Annotated in this window: 18 protein-coding genes; 8 read left to right on the forward strand and 10 right to left on the reverse strand. The window is 71.6% G+C overall.

Annotation, left to right across the window (positions count from 1 at the left end):
• Positions 1-40: 40 nt before the first annotated feature.
• Positions 41-196: a hypothetical protein gene (locus tag AB0G15_RS22900; RefSeq protein WP_362843049.1), complete on the reverse strand. Its 156-nt coding sequence runs from the start codon at positions 194-196 to the stop codon at positions 41-43.
• Between the two features lie 37 nt (positions 197-233).
• On the opposite strand from AB0G15_RS22900, the gene AB0G15_RS22905 reads away from it, so the two are divergent.
• Together AB0G15_RS22905 and AB0G15_RS22910 are read left to right on the forward strand one after the other, a co-directional pair.
• A complete protein-coding gene (locus AB0G15_RS22905; protein ID WP_362843052.1) occupies positions 234-821 on the forward strand; it encodes a tyrosine-type recombinase/integrase in 588 nt (195 codons plus the stop codon).
• 412 nt (positions 822-1,233) lie between these two features.
• A complete protein-coding gene (locus AB0G15_RS22910) occupies positions 1,234-1,743 on the forward strand; it encodes a DUF6461 domain-containing protein (RefSeq protein ID WP_362843055.1) in 510 nt (169 codons plus the stop codon).
• Between the two features lie 157 nt (positions 1,744-1,900).
• On the opposite strand, the gene AB0G15_RS22915 is transcribed toward AB0G15_RS22910, so the two are convergent.
• The 4 genes from AB0G15_RS22915 to AB0G15_RS22930 all read right to left on the reverse strand — a co-directional run bounded on the left by AB0G15_RS22915 (position 1,901) and on the right by AB0G15_RS22930 (position 8,897).
• Entirely contained in the window at positions 1,901-3,901 is a 2,001-nt protein-coding gene (locus AB0G15_RS22915; RefSeq protein ID WP_362843057.1) for a Xaa-Pro dipeptidyl-peptidase, read from the reverse strand.
• Between the two features lie 102 nt (positions 3,902-4,003).
• Positions 4,004-5,023 (reverse strand): glycoside hydrolase family 6 protein, encoded by a 1,020-nt coding sequence (locus AB0G15_RS22920; protein WP_362843059.1) that lies wholly within the window; start codon positions 5,021-5,023, stop codon positions 4,004-4,006.
• A complete protein-coding gene (locus AB0G15_RS22925) occupies positions 5,020-7,158 on the reverse strand; it encodes a galactose oxidase-like domain-containing protein (protein ID WP_362843062.1) in 2,139 nt (712 codons plus the stop codon). The genes AB0G15_RS22920 and AB0G15_RS22925 overlap by 4 nt, the downstream gene beginning before the upstream one ends.
• Positions 7,155-8,897 (reverse strand): cellulose synthase catalytic subunit, encoded by a 1,743-nt coding sequence (locus AB0G15_RS22930; RefSeq protein ID WP_362843064.1) that lies wholly within the window; start codon positions 8,895-8,897, stop codon positions 7,155-7,157. Before AB0G15_RS22930 ends, AB0G15_RS22925 begins: the two co-directional genes overlap by 4 nt.
• A gap of 231 nt (positions 8,898-9,128) precedes the next feature.
• On the opposite strand from AB0G15_RS22930, the gene AB0G15_RS22935 reads away from it, so the two are divergent.
• The 3 genes from AB0G15_RS22935 to AB0G15_RS22945 all read left to right on the forward strand — a co-directional run bounded on the left by AB0G15_RS22935 (position 9,129) and on the right by AB0G15_RS22945 (position 11,357).
• A complete protein-coding gene (locus AB0G15_RS22935; RefSeq protein WP_362843067.1) occupies positions 9,129-9,875 on the forward strand; it encodes a pirin family protein in 747 nt (248 codons plus the stop codon).
• 70 nt (positions 9,876-9,945) lie between these two features.
• Positions 9,946-10,596 carry a nucleotidyltransferase domain-containing protein gene (locus tag AB0G15_RS22940; RefSeq protein ID WP_362843069.1) on the forward strand — a complete coding sequence of 217 codons (651 nt, stop codon included), beginning with the start codon at positions 9,946-9,948 and terminating at the stop codon, positions 10,594-10,596.
• Complete coding sequence (locus AB0G15_RS22945) at positions 10,593-11,357, forward strand: nucleotidyltransferase domain-containing protein (protein ID WP_362843072.1); 765 nt, start codon at positions 10,593-10,595, stop codon at positions 11,355-11,357. Before AB0G15_RS22940 ends, AB0G15_RS22945 begins: the two co-directional genes overlap by 4 nt.
• Before the next feature lie 73 nt (positions 11,358-11,430).
• Here AB0G15_RS22945 and AB0G15_RS22950 read toward each other — a convergent pair whose 3' ends face one another.
• From AB0G15_RS22950 to AB0G15_RS22960, 3 genes are all read right to left on the reverse strand, one after another.
• A complete protein-coding gene (locus tag AB0G15_RS22950) occupies positions 11,431-12,624 on the reverse strand; it encodes an MBL fold metallo-hydrolase (protein WP_362843178.1) in 1,194 nt (397 codons plus the stop codon).
• Positions 12,625-12,757: 133 nt separating this feature from the next.
• Complete coding sequence (locus AB0G15_RS22955) at positions 12,758-13,054, reverse strand: thiamine-binding protein (protein WP_362843181.1); 297 nt, start codon at positions 13,052-13,054, stop codon at positions 12,758-12,760.
• Positions 13,055-13,241: 187 nt separating this feature from the next.
• A complete protein-coding gene (locus AB0G15_RS22960; protein ID WP_362843075.1) occupies positions 13,242-14,009 on the reverse strand; it encodes an MOSC N-terminal beta barrel domain-containing protein in 768 nt (255 codons plus the stop codon).
• Between the two features lie 26 nt (positions 14,010-14,035).
• Here AB0G15_RS22960 and AB0G15_RS22965 point away from each other — a divergent pair, with 26 nt between their 5' ends.
• Genes AB0G15_RS22965 through AB0G15_RS22975 form a run of 3 tightly spaced genes read left to right on the forward strand, consistent with a single transcriptional unit; the run spans position 14,036 to position 16,297 of the window.
• Positions 14,036-14,740, forward strand: a complete 705-nt coding sequence (locus tag AB0G15_RS22965) for an endonuclease V (RefSeq protein ID WP_362843077.1) — start codon at positions 14,036-14,038, stop codon at positions 14,738-14,740.
• Positions 14,741-14,742: 2 nt separating this feature from the next.
• Positions 14,743-15,708, forward strand: a complete 966-nt coding sequence (locus AB0G15_RS22970) for an ankyrin repeat domain-containing protein (protein WP_362843080.1) — start codon at positions 14,743-14,745, stop codon at positions 15,706-15,708.
• Positions 15,709-15,748: 40 nt separating this feature from the next.
• Positions 15,749-16,297: a hypothetical protein gene (locus tag AB0G15_RS22975; RefSeq protein ID WP_362843083.1), complete on the forward strand. Its 549-nt coding sequence runs from the start codon at positions 15,749-15,751 to the stop codon at positions 16,295-16,297.
• A gap of 97 nt (positions 16,298-16,394) precedes the next feature.
• Here AB0G15_RS22975 and AB0G15_RS22980 read toward each other — a convergent pair whose 3' ends face one another.
• Both AB0G15_RS22980 and AB0G15_RS22985 read right to left on the reverse strand, forming a co-directional pair.
• The gene (locus AB0G15_RS22980; RefSeq protein WP_362843085.1) at positions 16,395-16,880 is read right to left on the reverse strand and encodes a hypothetical protein; all 486 of its coding nucleotides are present in this window, start codon (positions 16,878-16,880) and stop codon (positions 16,395-16,397) included.
• A gap of 232 nt (positions 16,881-17,112) precedes the next feature.
• A complete protein-coding gene (locus AB0G15_RS22985; RefSeq protein ID WP_362843088.1) occupies positions 17,113-17,520 on the reverse strand; it encodes a hypothetical protein in 408 nt (135 codons plus the stop codon).
• Positions 17,521-17,563 lie beyond the last annotated feature (43 nt).

Raw genomic sequence — 17,563 nt, forward strand, 5'->3', positions numbered from 1 at the left:
CGAGAAGTCACGCCTTGAACCGCGCCGGGATTGATGGAGGCTACTCGAACGAGCGGCCGAGCACGCGGACGCGTTCGTCGACCTGGTCGGCGCCGAGGCCGCGGTCACCGCCTGGCGCCGGCACCTGCTCGCCGCGGGCGCGTCGTCGGCGACGGTGAACCAGGCGCTGGCCGCGGTGACGCTGCTGTATGAACACGGACCCAGCTTGCGGCTGGCGGGTCAAGCGCGCTCGGGTGCCCAAGCCTGGGGCTCCGGAGGCGTTGTCGCGGGCGCAGGAGAACGCGGTGCGCCGCGCCGCCGACCGGCGAGGGCCCCGTGACGCCGCGCTCATCGCCCTGCTCCTCGGTGCCGGAGACCGCGCCGAGGAATGCCAGCGCCTGCGCGCCGGCGATGTGCCGATCACCGCGCGCAGCGGCACCGCCCGCCTGCACGGCAAGGGAGATGAGGTGCGGACCGTCCCGCTGCCGGTCCCGGCTCGCGAACGGCTGACCGCCTGGCTGCAGGTGCGCGCCGAGTTGCCGGCCGCGCGGCCTGCCATGGCGGACGTGGTCGGCGATGGGTTGTGGGCCGGCCAGCGCGGACGGCTGTCGGTCGACGGCGTCACCGACGTGGTGCGCGCGGTCGACAAGGACGCCGGCCTGCCGGGCCTGCGGCCGCACCGGCTCCGCCACACCTACGCCACCCGGCTCCGCGAAGCAGGCGCCGACCACGCACAGATCCAAGCCCTCCTCGGCCATACCTCCATCGAGACCACCGCCCGCTACTTCCGCGCCTCACCCACCGAAGTCGCCGAACTGGTCGGCCACGCTCTCGGCTACTGATTCACCGAGACGATGCGAGCCGCCGCGGTGAACCGATGATCACGCTGCCGAATCGGCACCACCCTCGGCGACCATCTGGTCTACCTCCACAGGAAGCATCCCCGCGGGCGCGGGGAGCACAAGAGCGCGCAGTTCACAGCCATGATGGGCGGGGGACCATCCCCGCGGGCGCGGGGAGCTCGACGAGTTCGTCGATATGAAGCGGGGGCGTGTCATGCCCGGTCAGCGTCACCTACGCAGGTCACAACAAGATCAACGCCGTTTGGGGCTCATGACAGCGTTCTTACCGGTACCCATGATCTGCGGGGATCGTCCCTTCGCGAGATCACGATGGGGGCGGGGTGACGGATTCTGTCGGTCCCCGGTGCCATGATCTTCCCGATCTGTCAGCCGAAGAGAATCGGAACCCCCCGTGAGCGACTACGACTGGATCGACGACGACGCGTTCTGCGTGACCTTCGTCCGCGATCTCACCCCGCGCGAGGCTCTCGGCCGTCTCGGTGTCGAGGTGCTCGACGGCGACGACGACGAGGGAGACCACGAGGAGGGTCTCGTCTCCGCCCGCCCCGCCGGGGGCGGGACGATCCTCAGCGAGTGGAACGGCTTCGCGGGGACGCTGCCGGAGGTCCTGGTCAAGCTCTCCTCGGGGACGGTGACGGCGAGCGTCTTCCGCAACGTCAACATGGTCGCGAGCTTCGTCCACTACGCCGACGGGCGGGAGGTCCTCGACTTCGACTGGCTGTTCCCCGGCGACGACGCCTCCGGCACCTACCTCGCCGAGCGGACCGAGCTCGGCCTGGTGGGCGAGGAGGCCGAGGGGGACCTGCCGGGCGCGCTGAAGCTGGCCGAGCGCATCACCGGCGTGCGGGCGGACGGTTCGAGCGAGACCGTGGCGGCCCACTGCGTGTTCGAACACCACTGATCCGGCGGGGCCTCGCGCGCCACGACACGGACCCCCGGCCCGGGAGGGTGCCGGGTGCCGGGGGCCGGGGGTCCGTGCCTTCCCGAAGGGCTCGCCGTCCTGAGCGGCTCGCGCCTTCGGGAGGGATCCGCTTCCCGGACGGGACCGGGGGCGGGGGTCAGCGAAGGGCGAAGCGCCCGCCGACGACCGGGAGGGTGACCGAGCTGGATCCCGGGTCGACCGAGACGCCGGTGCCCGGGGGCAGGCGCAGGGTGAAGTCGCGGTCGGTGGAGACGAGCACGACGCCGATCCGGTGGCCGGCCTTGACGACGTAGTCGTTCGGCTGGAGGTCGAAGCGGAAGTCGTAGAAGCGGCCCTCGCGCAGGAGCTCGGTCTTGGAGGCGGAGTCGCGGTTGCGGACGTCGAGCCAGCCCCTTGTGATGATCTTGTAGGGGGCGGTCACCGTGGCGTGCTCGGCCAGCCGGGCGCAGCCGGTGTCGCCGGGCACGCCCTGGCCGTAGCAGACCTGGTTGTCGCCGTAGACGACGTCGCCGTACGCGCGGGCGTCGGTGCCGTAGTCGACGAGCAGCGCCGTCAGGTACGGCGAGCGCCCGCCCTTGAACGCGGCGCGCACCTCGACCTCGGGGGTGCCGGACAGGCGCGCGTCGCGGGCCAGCGGAGCCGACAGGTAGGCGAGGCGGTTGGGGTCGGTGGCCTCGGCGTTCTCGGCGAGCTGCTCGGCGGTGCGGGCGCTCTGGTCGACGAAGGACTCGACGGTGTGGCGCCCGCGGGGGCGGTCGGTGCCCAGGGTGCCGTTGCGGCCGTCCTTGCCGGCGGCCAGGTGGAGCCGCGCGTCACGGGTGCCGGGCAGCGGCCACGAGGCGTGCTGGGCCCACTGTCCCGGGCCCGACTCCACGTCGGCCTGCGGCTCGTCCATGATGCCGTTGCGCAGGCCGTACAGGTGGAAGTCGAACCAGCGGTGGAGCTGGCGCAGCCATTCGGCGTTGCGCCCGGCGAAGGAGAACGGGTTGAAGTGCGCGCCCTGGTGGAGCCAGATCTTGCGGGGCACGTTCCGCTTCGCGAGGGCGTCCCACCACTGGACGGCCTGCTTGGTCTTGACGTTCCAGTCGTTGAGGCCGTGCACCAGGAAGACGGCGGCGCGGACCTTGCGCACGTCGTTGAGGTAGTTGCGCCGATCCCAGAAGTCGGAGTAGTCGCCGGTGACCCGGTCCTGGTCCTTCTCGATCCGGTCCATCAGCGCGCCGCAGGTCTGCTCGGCGTTCTCGCGGGTCAGGACGTAGCGGGCGAGCACGTCGGCGTCCTCACCCTGGTAGCCGCCGGGCGCCAGCACGCCGCCGTTGGCGCGGTAGTAGTCGTACCAGGAGGAGATGGCCGCGATCGGCACGATCGCCTTGAGTCCCTCGACCCCGGTCGCGGCGACGGCGTTGGGCAGCGTGCCGTTGTAGGAGACGCCGATCATGCCGACGTTCCCGGTGGACCAGTCGGCCCTGATCTCGTTCCCCGCCGCGTCGAATCCCCGGGCCCGGCCGTTGAGCCAGTCGATCGCGGCCTTGGGGCCCGCGGTCTCGTTGTCCAGGCCGGTCGTGGGGCAGCCGGTCGCCCGTCCCGAGCCGAGGTTCTCCACCAGCGCGATCGCGTAGCCGCGCGGCACGAAGTAGTTGTCGTAGTAGCCGCGGAAGGGCGGCGCCGCCGCGCGGTTCACGTCGGAACCGTCGACGCCGAACATCTCGTCGCGCAGGTCGTTGAACTTGTTGCGCCGGTACTCCATGCCCGCGGGGTCGGAGCCGTCGAGGTCGACGACGTGGTTGGGCACGTCGTTGCCGCCCGCGTAGTAGGGGCTGGCCTCCATGACGACCGGGACCTTCAGTCCCGACGCGGTCTCCTTGGGGCGCATGATGTCGACGGCGACCCGGTCGGGGCGGCCGTCGGCGTCGCTGTCGACCCCGGCGACCTCGACGAACACGGTCTCGGTGAGCGCGTCGGCGCGCGAGTAGACCGGCTGGGTCTCGCCGTTCTCGATCGGGGGGGCCGCGGATCGCGCGGCGGCGGCGGGCAACGCGCCGGTGGGCAGCACACCGGCGGGAAGCGCGGCGGCCGGCAGGACGCCGCTTGGCAGGGTGACCGCCAGTGCGACGATGACCGTCTTCCATCTGTTCATCGAGGAAAGCTCCCAGAGGGTCGCTGAAAAAACTGACAACTCCGGTCAATCTCCTGCGAAGCAATCTTGACCTGCAAGATCGAAGATATAACGAATAAGCGGCTATCTCGCGTTACGCGCGAGTTCCAGCGCGTATTCGGGGAACCAGTCGCCGGCGCGGGGCTCTCCCCGGTGGCATTCGCCGTCCGACTCGCCGGGCCGCTTGATCCACAGGAAGGCGTCGACCCGCTGGTGGCCGGTCTCGGTGGTCGGCTCCACGCCGAGCGCGCGGCCCTTGGGGTTGCACCAGGCGTCGTCGCCCTGCGCGTCGCGGACGGGGCCGTTGCCGTTGCGGGAGGTGTCGATGACGTAGTGGGCCCCGTCGACCCCGTCCGAGAGCCGTTCGGCGACGGCGACGCTCTCCTCGACGGTGAAGAAGTTGCTGACGTTGAAGGCGAAGCCGTCGGCCTGGGGCACCCCGGCCCTGCGCATGGGCTCGGCCCACTCTCCCGGGTCCTTGATCCAGCCGGCGTTCCCCGCGTCGACGTAGACCTTGGCGGCGGGCTGCTTCTTCAGCGTCTCCACCGCGCCGCGGAGCAGGTCGAGGCGCTCGCCGGCCTGGCCGCCCTGGGTGCAGTTGTCCAGGATGTGGGCGAGCGCGTCGGGCTCGACGACGACCAGGGCGGGCCGGTCGCCGATGCCCTCGGCGAACCGGCCGATCCAGGAGCGGTACTCCTCCGCGCCGGCGGCGCCGCCCGCGGAGAACTGCCCGCAGTCGCGGTTGGGGATGTGGTACGCCACCAGGACCGGGATCCGGCCCGCCCGCTGGGCCCTGGTGGTGATGTCGGCGACCCTGTCCCTCGGGTCCTGGTCGCCGATCCAGATCGCGTTGGGCCGGTCGGCGATCCTGCGGATCAGCCCGGCCTCCTCGGTCCTGCCCTCCCCCTCGAGCTTGCGGACCTCCTGGGCGGCGGCGCCGTCGGGGTCGACGTAGAAACCGCTCGCGTCCTTGGAGGCGGCGCTCCCCGGGGCGCTGCTCCCCGGGGCGGCGCTCCCCGGGCCGGCGGGCGGCGCGGGGTCACCGGTGCAGGCCGCCGTCGCGAGAGTGAGAGCCAGCGCGGCTGCGAGGCCGTACCTGTTCATCGAGTACCTCCGGCGTGGGGACCCCGGGCCTGGCCCTGGGGAGCGGAAATGGGAGGGCTGGGGGTGGGGGTGTAGGTGGAAGGACGGCGTACGCCGCGGGAGGCCGAGGGAGACGTGTCCGCCTCTCCCCGGACGTGGACCCAGCGGGCCGGGGACGGTGTTCCCCGCGCGGTGACCCCGAACAGCATGTACCACCCCGGGGGCACCAGGGCCGGATTGGAGGGGATCTCGGCGATGATCCCGGTCTTCACCCGGGTGAAGTCCAGCCTGATCGAGCGCTGCTCCACGTCGGTGACGTGGGTGACGGCGCTCGGGCGCATCAGCCGCACCTGGTGGATGCGTGCGGCGTCGGGGGTCTGGAACCCGGCCCTGCGGCCCAGGAACACGCTCTCGCGCCCGCCGGTGAACACCGGCGCCTTCTCGCCGTTGTGCAGGTACGTCGGCGTGTAGATCTCGATGCGCTGGTCGAAGGTGCCCGGGAGCGAGCCCGCCTTGTCGCCGAAGAGCGGGTCGGAGCCCATGCCGAGCACCCGGCCGTCGGGCAGCAGGAGACCCTCGGCGTGGTAGTTGCGGCCGACGGCGGGCGCCGCGGCCTCGTGGAAGCTGTTGCTCTCCGGGCGGTAGACCTCCGCCCGCAGGACGTCGCTGGCGCCGCGCCCCCGGTAGTCGCTGGAGCCGTTGAAGGAGAACACGGTGTCGTCGGGCAGCAGCACGGCGTTCGGGTAGCGCACCGGGTCGGACAGGTCGGGGCCCCTGACGTAGCGCGGGCTGGCCTCGGTGAGGTCGACGATGGCGGTCCTGGCGGTGGCGTTGGGCAGGCCCGGCTGGCGTTCCCCGACCGGTCCTCCGCCCATCACCATGACCCGCTGGTCCTGCGCGGGCGGCAGCAGCACGGAGGCGCCGGTCTCGTTCAGCTCCGGCTCGGGCAGCCCGGGTACGGGGGTGAACGCCTCCATCTCGTCGGGTGCCACGCCGCCGACGCCGCCCGGGGTCTTCACCGGCCGGTCGGTGTCGCGGCGGTAGTCCCAGATGCCGGGGGGACGCAGCGCGAGCTGGCCGGGGCCGTACCCGGCGCTCATGCCGGAGAAGAAGAGGGTGTCGTCCTCCAGCAGGAACAGCGCGGGGTAGGTGGGGAAGAACCGCTTGGGTCCCGGCCGCCAGGTCTTGGTCTCAGGGTTGTAGATCTCGTTGTCCCTGGTGATCTGCCCCACGACGTCGAGCCCCGAGACGGTCATCACCCTGCCGTCCGGCAGGTTCGTCATGGTCGGGTACCAGCGCCCCTCGGCCATCTCCTGGACCTTGATGTAGCGCTCGGTGACGGGATCGAACTCGTAGGCGTCCCTGATGCCCTGGAAGTCCTGCTTGTCCAGCGTCATGCTGCCGCCCATGGCGTACAGGTCGCGCTTCTCCCGGCCCCTGAGTCCCTGGATCTCGTACTTGACGGAGCCGGCCGGCGCGGTGAGCAGGCCCGCCGCGCCCTCGGTGACGGCCTCGGCGAAGACCTTGGTCTGGCTGGGCCGGATCCGCACCTTCCCCGGCACGCCGGTCTCGACCTTCCGCGCGGGCGGCACGCTGACATGGGCGAGGGTGCGGTAGACCTGCCCGCTGGGAGCGGTCAGCAGCGTGCCGGGGTGAAACTCCCTGGGCTTGGCGTCAGGATCCTCGTTCTTGATGGTGAGGGCGCCCGCGGCCCGCTTGACCTTGGCCTTCAGCACCTCGAAGCGGCCCGTCCCGCCCGCGATGAGGAGCTTGCCGTCGGGCAGCACCGAGTGCCCGGCGCAGAAGAAGTCGACGGGCGTGTCGACCATCTTGAACTCGTCCGGCCTGCCCGGCTTCGCCGGGTCCCACAGCACGGTCTTGAAGGTGCCCTTGTCGAAGTTGGCGGCGTTGTTGCCGGAACCGGCGACGATGAGCACCTTGCCGGTGTGCAGCAGCGCGGCGTGGATGGCGTTGACCTTGAACTTCTCCGGGACGTCGAGGAAGGTCCAGTGGCCGTGGGTGGCCTTGTAGTCGTCGCGGTTGATGCTGTAGTCGTGCCACTTCTCGGTGGCGAAGCCCGCGACGGCGGGCAGGTTGATCGCGAGGACGGCGGTCACCACCGCCGCCCCGACCAGGTGCTTGCGCAGGCGGCTCACGAACCGTCACCGACCGCCCGCGGGGCCGCCTTGAGCGCCCGGAGGTTCCAGGCCCAGGTGGTGAGCGGTCCCAGGCAGATGACCAGGGCGAGGATCCCCCACAGGGTCATGACCAGGTGGATGTGGCCGGTCCAGAAGATGGTCAGCAGCAGGCCGCCGCCGAAGATCGCCGCCCACCACAGGTGGATGCGGAACGTGGCGACCTGGTCGGGGCTGGCCGAGTCGCCCTTGGGGGTGACCACGAACTTGCTGGGCCTGCGCAGCGCGGCGCCGATCAGCGAGGTGACGTAGATGGGCGCCGAGAGCGCCGACATGACCATCCCGGCCACCCCCGAGGAGCCCTCCGGCTCGTGCGGGCTGACGTTGTGCCGCCGGTTCCAGGTGTAGAGCATGACCTGCAGCAGCGCCGCGTCGCCGTACAGCATGAGCCACACGTCCATCGGCACGGTCACGCCGGAGCCCCCGACGGCCATGAACAGGGTGGCGCTGAGCCCGGCCAGCAGCCAGTTGAGCGCGGACATCGGGTAGAAGGTCACCATCAGGGTGTAGTTGAAGAACCGTCCCGGCGAGAGCTTCGGCGCGGCCCTCCAGAACTGGGTGAGCAGCGTCTCGTAGGTGCCCCGGCTCCAGCGCAGCTGCTGGGTGAAGAAGTCGGTCCACGACGACGGCCCCTCCCCCACGGCCAGCACGTCGGGGGTGTAGACCGACATCCAGCGCTGCCCGGTCTCCGGGTCGCGGGAGCGGTGGAACTCGATGCCGGTGGCCATGTCCTCGGTGATCGAGTCGTACAGGCCGCCGATCTGCTTGAGCGCGCGGATGCGTACGGCGTTGTTGGTGCCGACGAACATCGGCGCGCCGTACAGGTTGCCCGCGCGCTGGATCAGCGAGTGGAACAGGAACTGCTGGCTCTCGGCGGCCTTGGTGACCCCGGCGTCGTAGTTGCCGTAGACCTGGGGGCCGACGACGAAGGCCACCCGCGGGTCGCGGAAGTAGCCGAGCATGCGCTCGCAGAACTCCGGGAGCGGCACGTGGTCGGTGTCGACCGAGACGAAGAAGTCGTAGTCGTCGCCGTGCGCGTCCAGCCAGCTGTTGTAGTTGCCGTGCTTGGTCTTGGCCCGGAAGGCGCCCTTGGGCTGGTTCCACTCGGGCACGCCCTTGCGGGTGAAGTGGTGGGCGCCCAGCCAGTCGCAGAGCTCGTGGATGTCGGGGTCGTCGCCCTCGTCCAGCAGCCAGACGTCGAGCACGCCGTCGTGGCGGATCTTCAGTGCGGCGGCCAGGGTCTCCCTGACCATCTCCAGCGGCTCCTTGCCGGGTACGCAGGTGGTGATGAAGGCCACCCGGGTGCCGGGCTCGGGCGCGACCGGGACCGGGTCCCTGGCCGCCAGCATGGCGTGCACGTTGGAGACCACGCTGACCAGCCGGAAGACCTCGATCAGGGCGATCGCGACGAGCATGATCCGGTCGGCCACCGGCAGGTACCACGGGATCGTGCCGTAGGGGTCGGGCCGGACGGTCCAGTGCTCGGGCAGCAGCAGCCAGACCATGAGGGTGAACTCCACGAGAAGCGCCGCGACCATCAGCAGCACCGCCCGCACCCGGTGTGGCTCGGTGGCCAGCAGGGAGCGGTAGCTCACGCGGTAGGGCACCCCGGGTTCCGGTTCGGTCACGGGCCCGGCGAGCCTGCTGAACCTCTCGTAGTCGTAGGGAGCGATTTTCGCGGCGTCGGCGGGGGCGCTCATCGTCGAAGCGACCTCGGAGCACGCGAAAGCAAGCCCAGCACTGTTCCCCCAGGTAGATCGCATAGGCCGCTCCTCGTCAAGGCGAGGTCAGCTCCGGCCCGCGTGGTGATAAATCGTCACACATCATATTCGGATCAGTAAGCAAGATCTCCCCAACCCGGGGATGTGCGGAACATTTCACCCGGCTCTCTAGTTTAAGTTTCAACAACCGAGACGAGAGGACCACCAGGCATGACCGTCGACATCCGAAGGGCCGCCGAACGACCCGCCACCAAGATCCAATGGCTGGACTCGAAGCACTCCTTCTCCTTCGGCCGCCACCAGGACCCGGGCAACACCCACCACGGCGTGCTGCTCGTCAACAACGACGACATCGTCAAGCCCGGCACCGGCTTCGACACCCACCCCCACCGGGACATGGAGATCGTCACCTGGGTGCTGCGCGGCTCCCTCGTCCACCAGGACTCCGAGGGCCACTCCGGGGTGATCTATCCGGGACTGGCCCAGCGGATGAGCGCGGGGACGGGCATCCTCCATTCGGAGAAGAACGACTCATGGCGCCTTCAGGGTGAGCAGCATACTGATCCGGTGCACTTCGTCCAGATGTGGGTGGTGCCCGACGAGGGCGGGCTCACCCCCGGTTACGAGCAGCTGGAGATCGACGCCGAGCTGCTCGGCGGCGCCCTGGTCCCGGTCGCCTCGGGCATGGCCAGGGACGCGGGCCGCAGCGCCATCCGCATCAACAACAGGTACGCCGCGCTGCACGTGGCCAGGCTCCAGCCGGGCCAGAGCGTGCACCTTCCCGAGGCGCCGTTCCTGCACCTGTTCGTCCCCCGCGGCACCGTCGACCTGGAGGGGGCCGGGCACCTCGCCGAGGGCGACGCCGTCCGCTTCACCGCCACCGGCGGCCAGCGCGTCACCGCGACCGACCCCGCCGAGATCCTGGTCTGGGAGATGCACGCGACCCTCGCCGCCTGACAGCGGGACGGAGCGGCCCCGGCGCGAAAACCCGTACCCGTACCGGACCCGGACCTGGCAGGCTGTGCGGATGGAGGTACGGTACGTCCCGGATCACTCGATACTGTCGGTGGTGGTCGGCTCGCGGGCATACGGGCTGGAGATCGAGGGATCCGACGTCGACCGGCGCGGGGTCTTCGTGGCGCCGACCCGGCTGTTCTGGCGGCTGGCCAAACCGCCCACCCACGTCGACGGGCCGCTGCCCGAGCAGTTCTCGTGGGAGGTCGAGCGGTTCTGCGGTCTCGCGCTGGAGGCCAACCCGACGGTCCTGGAGTGCCTGTGGTCGCCGATCGTCGAGCACGCCACCGCGGCGGGCGAGGAACTGCTCGCCCTTCGGGACGCCTTCGTGTCCGAACGCGCCAATCGGACCTTCGCCGGATACGCCGACGCCCAGTTCCGCCGCCTGGACCCCGCGCGCCCCAGATGGAAGCAGGCCATGCACATGATCCGCCTGCTGCTCAGCGGCCTGCACCTGGCCCGCCACGGCGAGCCCCTGGTCCGGATGGACGCCCACCGCGACCGGTTGCTCGCCGTACGACGGGGAGAACTCCCCTGGGACGAGGTCGACCGCTGGCGCTCGGAGCTGGCGGCGAGGTTCGGCGGTGCGAACGTACTGCCCGCCGAGCCCGATCGGCGGCGCGTGGAGGAATACCTGGCGCGCACCAGGGAGGCGGCGCTGTGACCGTCACCCTGCCCTCCTGGCTGGCCGAGATTCCCGCCGGGCAGGCGCACCCGGCCGCCTTCGCCACGGTCAGCGGGGCGCACCTGTACGGCTTCCCCTCTGCCGACTCCGACGTCGACCTGCGCGGCGCGCACCTGCTGCCGCTGGAGGAGGTCGTCGGCCTGCGGACGGGCAAGGAGACCCTCACCCGGTCCTGGGTCCGCGACGGCGTCGAGGTGGACCTGGTCACCCACGACCTGGCCAAGTTCTGCCGCCTGCTGCTGCGCCGCAACGGCTACGTGCTGGAGCAGTTGCTCTCTCCGCTGGTGGTGGCCACCTCGCCGGTCCACCAGGAGATGGTCGCCGTCGCCCCCGGCTGCGTCACCCGCCACCACGCCCACCACTACCTGGGTTTCGCCCGCGCCCAGTGGCGGCTGTTCGAACGCTCCGGCGAGCTCAAGCCCCTGCTCTACACCTTCCGCGTGCTGCTCACCGGCATCCACCTGATGCGCACCGGGGAGCTGGAGGCCGACCTCACCCGGCTCTCCGGCGGCCCGCCGTACCTCGGCGACCTGATCGCCGCCAAGCGCTCCGCCGAGCACGGCCCGCCGCCGGCGGGCGCACCGGCGCCGGAGCGTCTGGCCGGCGACGTCACCCGGCTGACCAGGAGGCTGGAGGAGGCCCAGGACTCCTCCGGGCTCCCCGGCGTCGCGCCGTCGGCGGACGCGGTGCACGACCTCGTCGTCCGGACCCGCCTGTCGACGAGGTCCGCCGGGACCTGAGATCCCGCGCCGCGGCCGTCACGCCCCCGCCGACCCCGGGCCCCGAGGTTCGTCAGGACCCGAGGCCGGGGCGTCAGAGCCTGGGGTCGGAGCCCAGGGGCGGGGAGGCGGGCACCGGCGCCGGCGCCCGCCAGGGCCGGCGGGACGTCTCGCCGCCGGGCAGCGTCTCCCACCAGCTCTCCAGCATGGGCACGTCGACGGTGTCGACGCGCTCGCCCGGGCGGGGAACGGCGATGCGGACGTCGCGGGCCTTGGCCTCGCGCCACAGCCGGTCGACCGGCTCGGCCCAGGGGTGGGTGGCGAGGGCGAAGGTCGCCCAGTGGACCGGGAGAAGCAGCCTGCCGCCCAGGTCGAGATGGGCGTTGACCGCCTCCTCGGGGTCCATGTGGATGTCGGGCCAGGCGGCGTTGTAGGCGCCGATCGGCATGAGCGTGAGGTCGAACGGGCCGTGCGCGGCGCCGATCCCCGCGTAACCGTCGAAGTATCCGGAGTCGCCCGCGTAGAAGACCTTCTTCTCTCCGGCCGCGATCACCCATGAGCCCCACAGGGTGACGTTCCGGTTGAAGGTGCGACCGGAGAAGTGACGGGCGGCGGTGGCGACGAACCGCAGGCCCGCGACGGTCGCCTCCTCGTCCCAGTCGAGCTCGACGATCCGGGAGGCGGGAACGCCCCACCGCTCCAGGTGGGCGCCGATGCCCAGCGGCACCAGGAACGGGGCGGTCTGCAGCGCGGTGAGCCCGCGGACCGTCGCGCGGTCGAGGTGGTCGTAGTGGTCGTGCGAGATCACGATCGCGTCCAGCGGCGGGAGGCCCGCCAGCGGCCCCGGCACCGGGTGCAGGCGCCTGGGGCCGACCAGCTGGGAGGGCGAGGCGCGCCTGCTCCATATCGGGTCGACGAGCACGCGGCGGCCCTCGATCTCCAGCAACGCGGTGGCGTGGCCGTACCAGATGACGCTCAGCCCCGCCGGGGACGGCCCGCCGGACGGTGAGGTCACCACGGGGATCGCGGCGGCCGGGCGGCGCTCCTCGCGGTTGCGGAACATGTTCCAGGCGATCTCCCGGGCGCTCTGCGGGGAGGGCACGAAGCCGCCGGGCGCGGAGTTGCGGAAGACGCCGTCATGGAAGCGCGGCGAGCGGCGCATCCGCTCCAGCCGCTCCCCCTTGGCCTCGCCCCCGAGTTCCGAGGGGATGTCCTTCAACGCCCACCCTGCGGCGGCCAGCGCCAGCCCGCCCGCGAGGAGACGCCCGATCGACCTGCTGCCCGCCATGCGGCTCACGCTCCTGAGAATCGCCCGTTCCTGCAGAACGATCCCGGCTCCCTTGGTGTTCCCATTACGCTCTGGGCGGGACAGGCCGCCCGGAGACGGCACGCGGGGACGCGGGGGGCAGACGCGGGGGGCACTACGGGGCGAGATGCCGCTCGACGGTGGCGACCTTGGTCTCCAGGCGCCCGCCCGCCCCCTCGCGGATGTCCGCCTTGAGGACGAGGCTGACCCGCCCGGCGCGGGCCTCGACCGCCGCGACGGCGTCCCTGACGACGGTCATGACCTCGTCCCAGGTCTCGCCCTCGATTGTGGTGAACATGGCGTCGGTCCGGTTGGGCAGGCCGGAGGCGCGGACGACGCGCACGGCCTCGGAGACGAGCTCGCCGACGTCCTCCCCCGCTCCGATCGGGGTCACGCTGAACGCCACGAGCACCGACATGTCTCACCCTTTCCCCGGCTTCCCGCACCTCTCCCCACGTACCCTAGTTTCCGGCCGGACCGGCGGGCAATCCGGCCGGGCGAGGGCCGGGTGCGCCGTACCGGACGGCCCCGGGCGGGCGAGGCGGAGGCGGGCGGACCGGAGACGGGGGACGCGGCGCCGGGCGCAACGGCGGCGGGGATCAGCGGGGACCGGGGGTGGCGGTGGCGCGGTCTCCGAGGCGGGCGGTGCCGGCGCGGGTGACCCGCATGATCACGCCGAACTTGTTCCCGTGCTCGCCGATCAGCCACCTCTGCAGCTCGGGCCAGCGCTCGCGTCCCTCGGGGTCCCAGCTGGGCACGACGCACCTGATGCAGGGTCCCGCGTGGTCGCCGGTGACGGTGAGTTCCGTCTCTCCCGCGGTGACCGTGGTGCCGGGCGTCCAGTTCTCCTCGTCGAACGCGGGCGCGTCGGTCTCGAGGTGCAGGTTGGGCCGGAACCTGAGCAGGTCCACCGGCCTGCCGAGTTCCTCGCCCAGGGCGGCCAGGGACGCCTCGAAGGTGACCAGCACGGTCGGGCCCCGGTCCTGCTGCCCGTCGGCGGCGCGCAGGCTCAGCGGCGTGCCCAGCGACTCCGCCAGCGCGTCCGCCAGACCGGGGGCGTCCCAGTCCCACGTGGCGCCGTCCGGTCCGGTCAGTGTCGGCGCCGGCGCGTCACCGTTCCGCGGGGAGCCGCTTGCGGAGGAGCCGCTCCCGGGAGAACCGTAGGCGGCGCGCCAGTGCAGCATCTCCGCCCGCCGCCGCACGGTCAGCGCCCTGCCCGCGTGGTTCTCCCGCTCGTCGACGAGCGCGTAGGCCCGGTCGCCGGCCAGTCCCCGATCGTCGAAGCGCGCCTGCCGGAGCTCCTCGCCCCGCAGCGACTTCACCGGCCACCGAAGAATCCGATGAACAGTACCGAAATATGACGTCATACTATAAAAGTAGCGATCATGGAGTAATGAAGGTACAAATGCCGCACACTGTCACGGAGGCCGAGGCCATCCAGGACGAGCTCAGAGCACTGCTCGACCTGACCGGCCCCGGACCGCGCCACCCCTCCAGGATCGCCGGAGTGGACGTCGCCTACGACAGGGACCGGCTGGCCGCGGCGGTGACCGTCCTGGACGGGACGACGCTGGAGATCGTCGAAGAGGTCGCCGTGGCCGGGAGGGTGACCTTCGACTACGTCCCAGGACTGCTCGCCTTCCGCGAGGTCCCCGCGCTGCTGGACGCCCTCGATCGCCTGTCCGCGCCCCCCGACCTGGTCGTCTGCGACGGATACGGCCTGGCGCACCCGCGCCGCTTCGGCCTGGCCTGCCACCTCGGCGTGCTCACCGGACTGCCCACGATCGGGGTCGGCAAGACCGCCTTCGTCGGCACCTACCCCGAGCCCGCGCCCGAGCGGGGCGCGTGGACCGCCCTGACGCTGGACGGCGACGTCGTCGGCCGCGTGCTGCGCACCAGGGACGGGGTCAAGCCCGTCTTCGTCTCCACCGGGCACCGCGTCGACCTCGACACCGCCTGCGACAACGTGCTGAACCTGACGCCCCGCTACCGCCTTCCCGAGACCACCCGCACCGCCGACCGCCTCTCGCGACGGTTCCTGACCGAGAACTGTCGTACGGACCTGGTTGGATCCGCTCAGCACGACAAGATGGGATAAAAGTGGGCGAAGACGAGTGGGCCGAGGACGTCGACGCGTGGCGCGACACCAACCTGGCGCAGATCCGCCAACGGCTGGCGAACGGGTTCGACCCCGGCCGGCGGCTGCCGTGGCTGCGCACGACCCCTCTGCACCAGGCCGCCCAGGAGGGCGCCACGCAGGTGATCGAGCTGCTGCTCGCCTCGGGCGCGGAGGTCGATCCCGTCGACACCGACGGCGCCACCCCGCTGTGGGAGGCCGTTCGCCACGGCTGGGACGACGCCGTACGGATCCTGCTCGCCGCGGGCGCCGACCCCTGGCGGCCGTGCATCGCGGGCCGCTCCCCCGGCGCCCAGGCCCTCTTCACCGAGATGGCCGGCCTGTTCGCCCACCTGCCGGGGGCTCCCAGCGTGAGCCCCCGGTTCCGCGAGCTCCAGGACACCGTCGACGCGATGATGTTCTCGTACGAGGACTACAGCGAGGAGCTGTGCGTGGCCTTCGTCGGCGAGGTGGCCGAGGACGAGGTCATCCGCCGCCTGGGCGCCGCGCCGGAGGCGTGCCCGCCGATGGAGACCGGTGAGCTGTGGGGTGCCGAGCAGTCCTCCCCGGTGGAGGTGCTGCGCGTGGCCAGCCCGCCGGGGGGCGGGGTGGTGCTCTTCCAGTCCGGCGGCATCCTGCCGGTGCGCGACGGGGTCGGCAGGGCGGTCACCTCGGGCGGCGGGGTGCTGGCCGGGGCGTTCCCGTCCACCAGCCCGTCGGTCGACATCTGGCGGGACGGGATTCCCGCGGGGCGGCCCTCGGTCCACGAGCAGCTCTCCGACGACAGCATGGTCGAGCTGTGGATGTGCCGCTTCGGCGACTGCGGCGCCCACCCCTCCACCGCGACCGAACGCACCCTGGGCCTGATGACGCTGCTGACCTCCACCTACATCACCGAGGAGTGGCTGTGGAGCGCTCCGATGAGGCTGGTCCCGGTCATGCTGCGGTGACGAGCCGGCAGGAGTCCGGAATGGGTAGAGTCGCACGACGATGAGAAAGCACACGATCACCGCGCTGTGGGAAGAGATACCGGACGACGCCGACGACCTCGCCGTGGTGCGCGGCGGCTTCCGGGTCTATCTGTGCACGTGCGGCAGGCGGCCGGCCGACCGGGCGGCGGCGGAGTCGCACGCGTCGGAGACCGACCAGTGCACCACCTGCCTGGGCGCCACCGTCGAGGACATCGTGCCGGGCTTCTCCCAGCCGTGCACCGCCTGCGCCGGAACCGGCCGGCGCAAGGCTCAGCTGAGCTGGCAACTCGCCCACCTCGAGGCCGAGTCCGTGATCACCGTTGAGATCGTCCGCGGGCTGATCGCCGGTCTCACCGGGCCGTTCCGGCTCTCCGAGGTGGCCGACCTGGTCCGCGAGACCCTCCACCTGCCGGTGGGCCGCCTGCCGGTCGGCCCGCGTGTCCGCGACGTCCTGCGCGGCCTGGAGGCACAGGGCGAGCTCGTGCTGATCTCCGCCCCCGACGAGCTGCTCCGCGGCACCTCGGTCATGCTCTACCGCGACCCCTACTGGGAACACGCCACCGGCTGAGCGTCCACCTGGCGGGTCCCTCCGTCGTCTTGGCACGCTTGCCGGAGAGGCTCGTCTCGGCGCCTGCCGGAGAGGCCGCGGCCTGACCGGCGCCGGTTCAGGAGAAGATGCCGAGGATCACCAGCAGGGCGTGCTCCGCTCCGCTGCCGAAGCAGGCGGCGAGCGCGTAACCGATGGCGGCCTCCTCCGGGCTCGGCGAGGCGACCCACTCGGCCCTGACCTCGCCGTCGGCGAGCGTGGTGAACTCCCCGAGACCGTGCTCACCGCGGAAGAAGCCACTGGACACCTCGGAGGTGGGAACCAGGGTGTAGGTGATTCCCTCGTGTTCCACCTCGGCCCGGTAGGAGTGGCGCGTGACGCGGCCCGGCGCGGGACGCAGCGCGACCTCGGTGCCGTCGACGGTCATGGTCAGGTGTTCGGGGCCCCGGGTGCCGATGGGAATGTGCCGCCGCGCGACGACGTCGGCCGATCGGCGCACGACGACCGTGGGAATCGCATCGCCCTCGACGCGCACGATGCCGGCGTCTCGATCCAGCGTGAGCGTCAGCTCTCCCACGACCGCGTCGGTGACGTGTGTTTCCATGCCCGCAAGTATGCAAGCCTTCCAGGTGCCTTTTCCATCGGAAGGACCGCTCGGGGAAACCCGCGCCGGGCTCGCCCCCGCCCGGGATTCCGTACGGGAAGGTTCTGCCCGGCCGGACACCTGCGTGGAACCGCCCACGATCCGGGAGGGCGCCCGGAACCTGTTCCCGCCCCCGCGGGAAACACGACCCGAGCGGTCGCCGGCCTCAGGAAGCTCAGGCAGCTCAGACAGTTCAGGCAGCGCAGCCCGCGTACTCGTCGAGGCGCCGGAACATGGCGGCCAGCATCAGCGGGAACATCGCCACGTGGGCGATCGTCATGAGCGCCCCGCCGTCGATGAGGCCCAGCCAGAGCAGCGGGAAGAGCGGCACGACGGGGACGAACATGGCGGCGCACATCTCCAGGGTGGGAGCCCAGCCGTGGCCCCGGTAGCGCATCCAGACGGCCATGCCGACGGACATGTCGAACGCCATCAGCAGGTAGGCGAGCTCGGGCTGCCGGTCGTGGGAGAAGCCGAGCCCGGCGGCGGACCAGAGCATGCCGAGGACGAACATCCCGGCGAACATCGCGATGACCATCTCGGCATAGTGCCAGGCGAAGCGGCCCCACCGGCGGCGGGCGGGCGGTGCTGTCTGTGTCATGGTCCGACTGTGTCGCCGTACCGGTCACGCTCCAAGGAACGCG

It is taken from the genome of Streptosporangium sp. NPDC023825 (genome assembly GCF_040639575.1).
In the GTDB taxonomy this organism is placed as follows: domain Bacteria; phylum Actinomycetota; class Actinomycetes; order Streptosporangiales; family Streptosporangiaceae; genus Streptosporangium.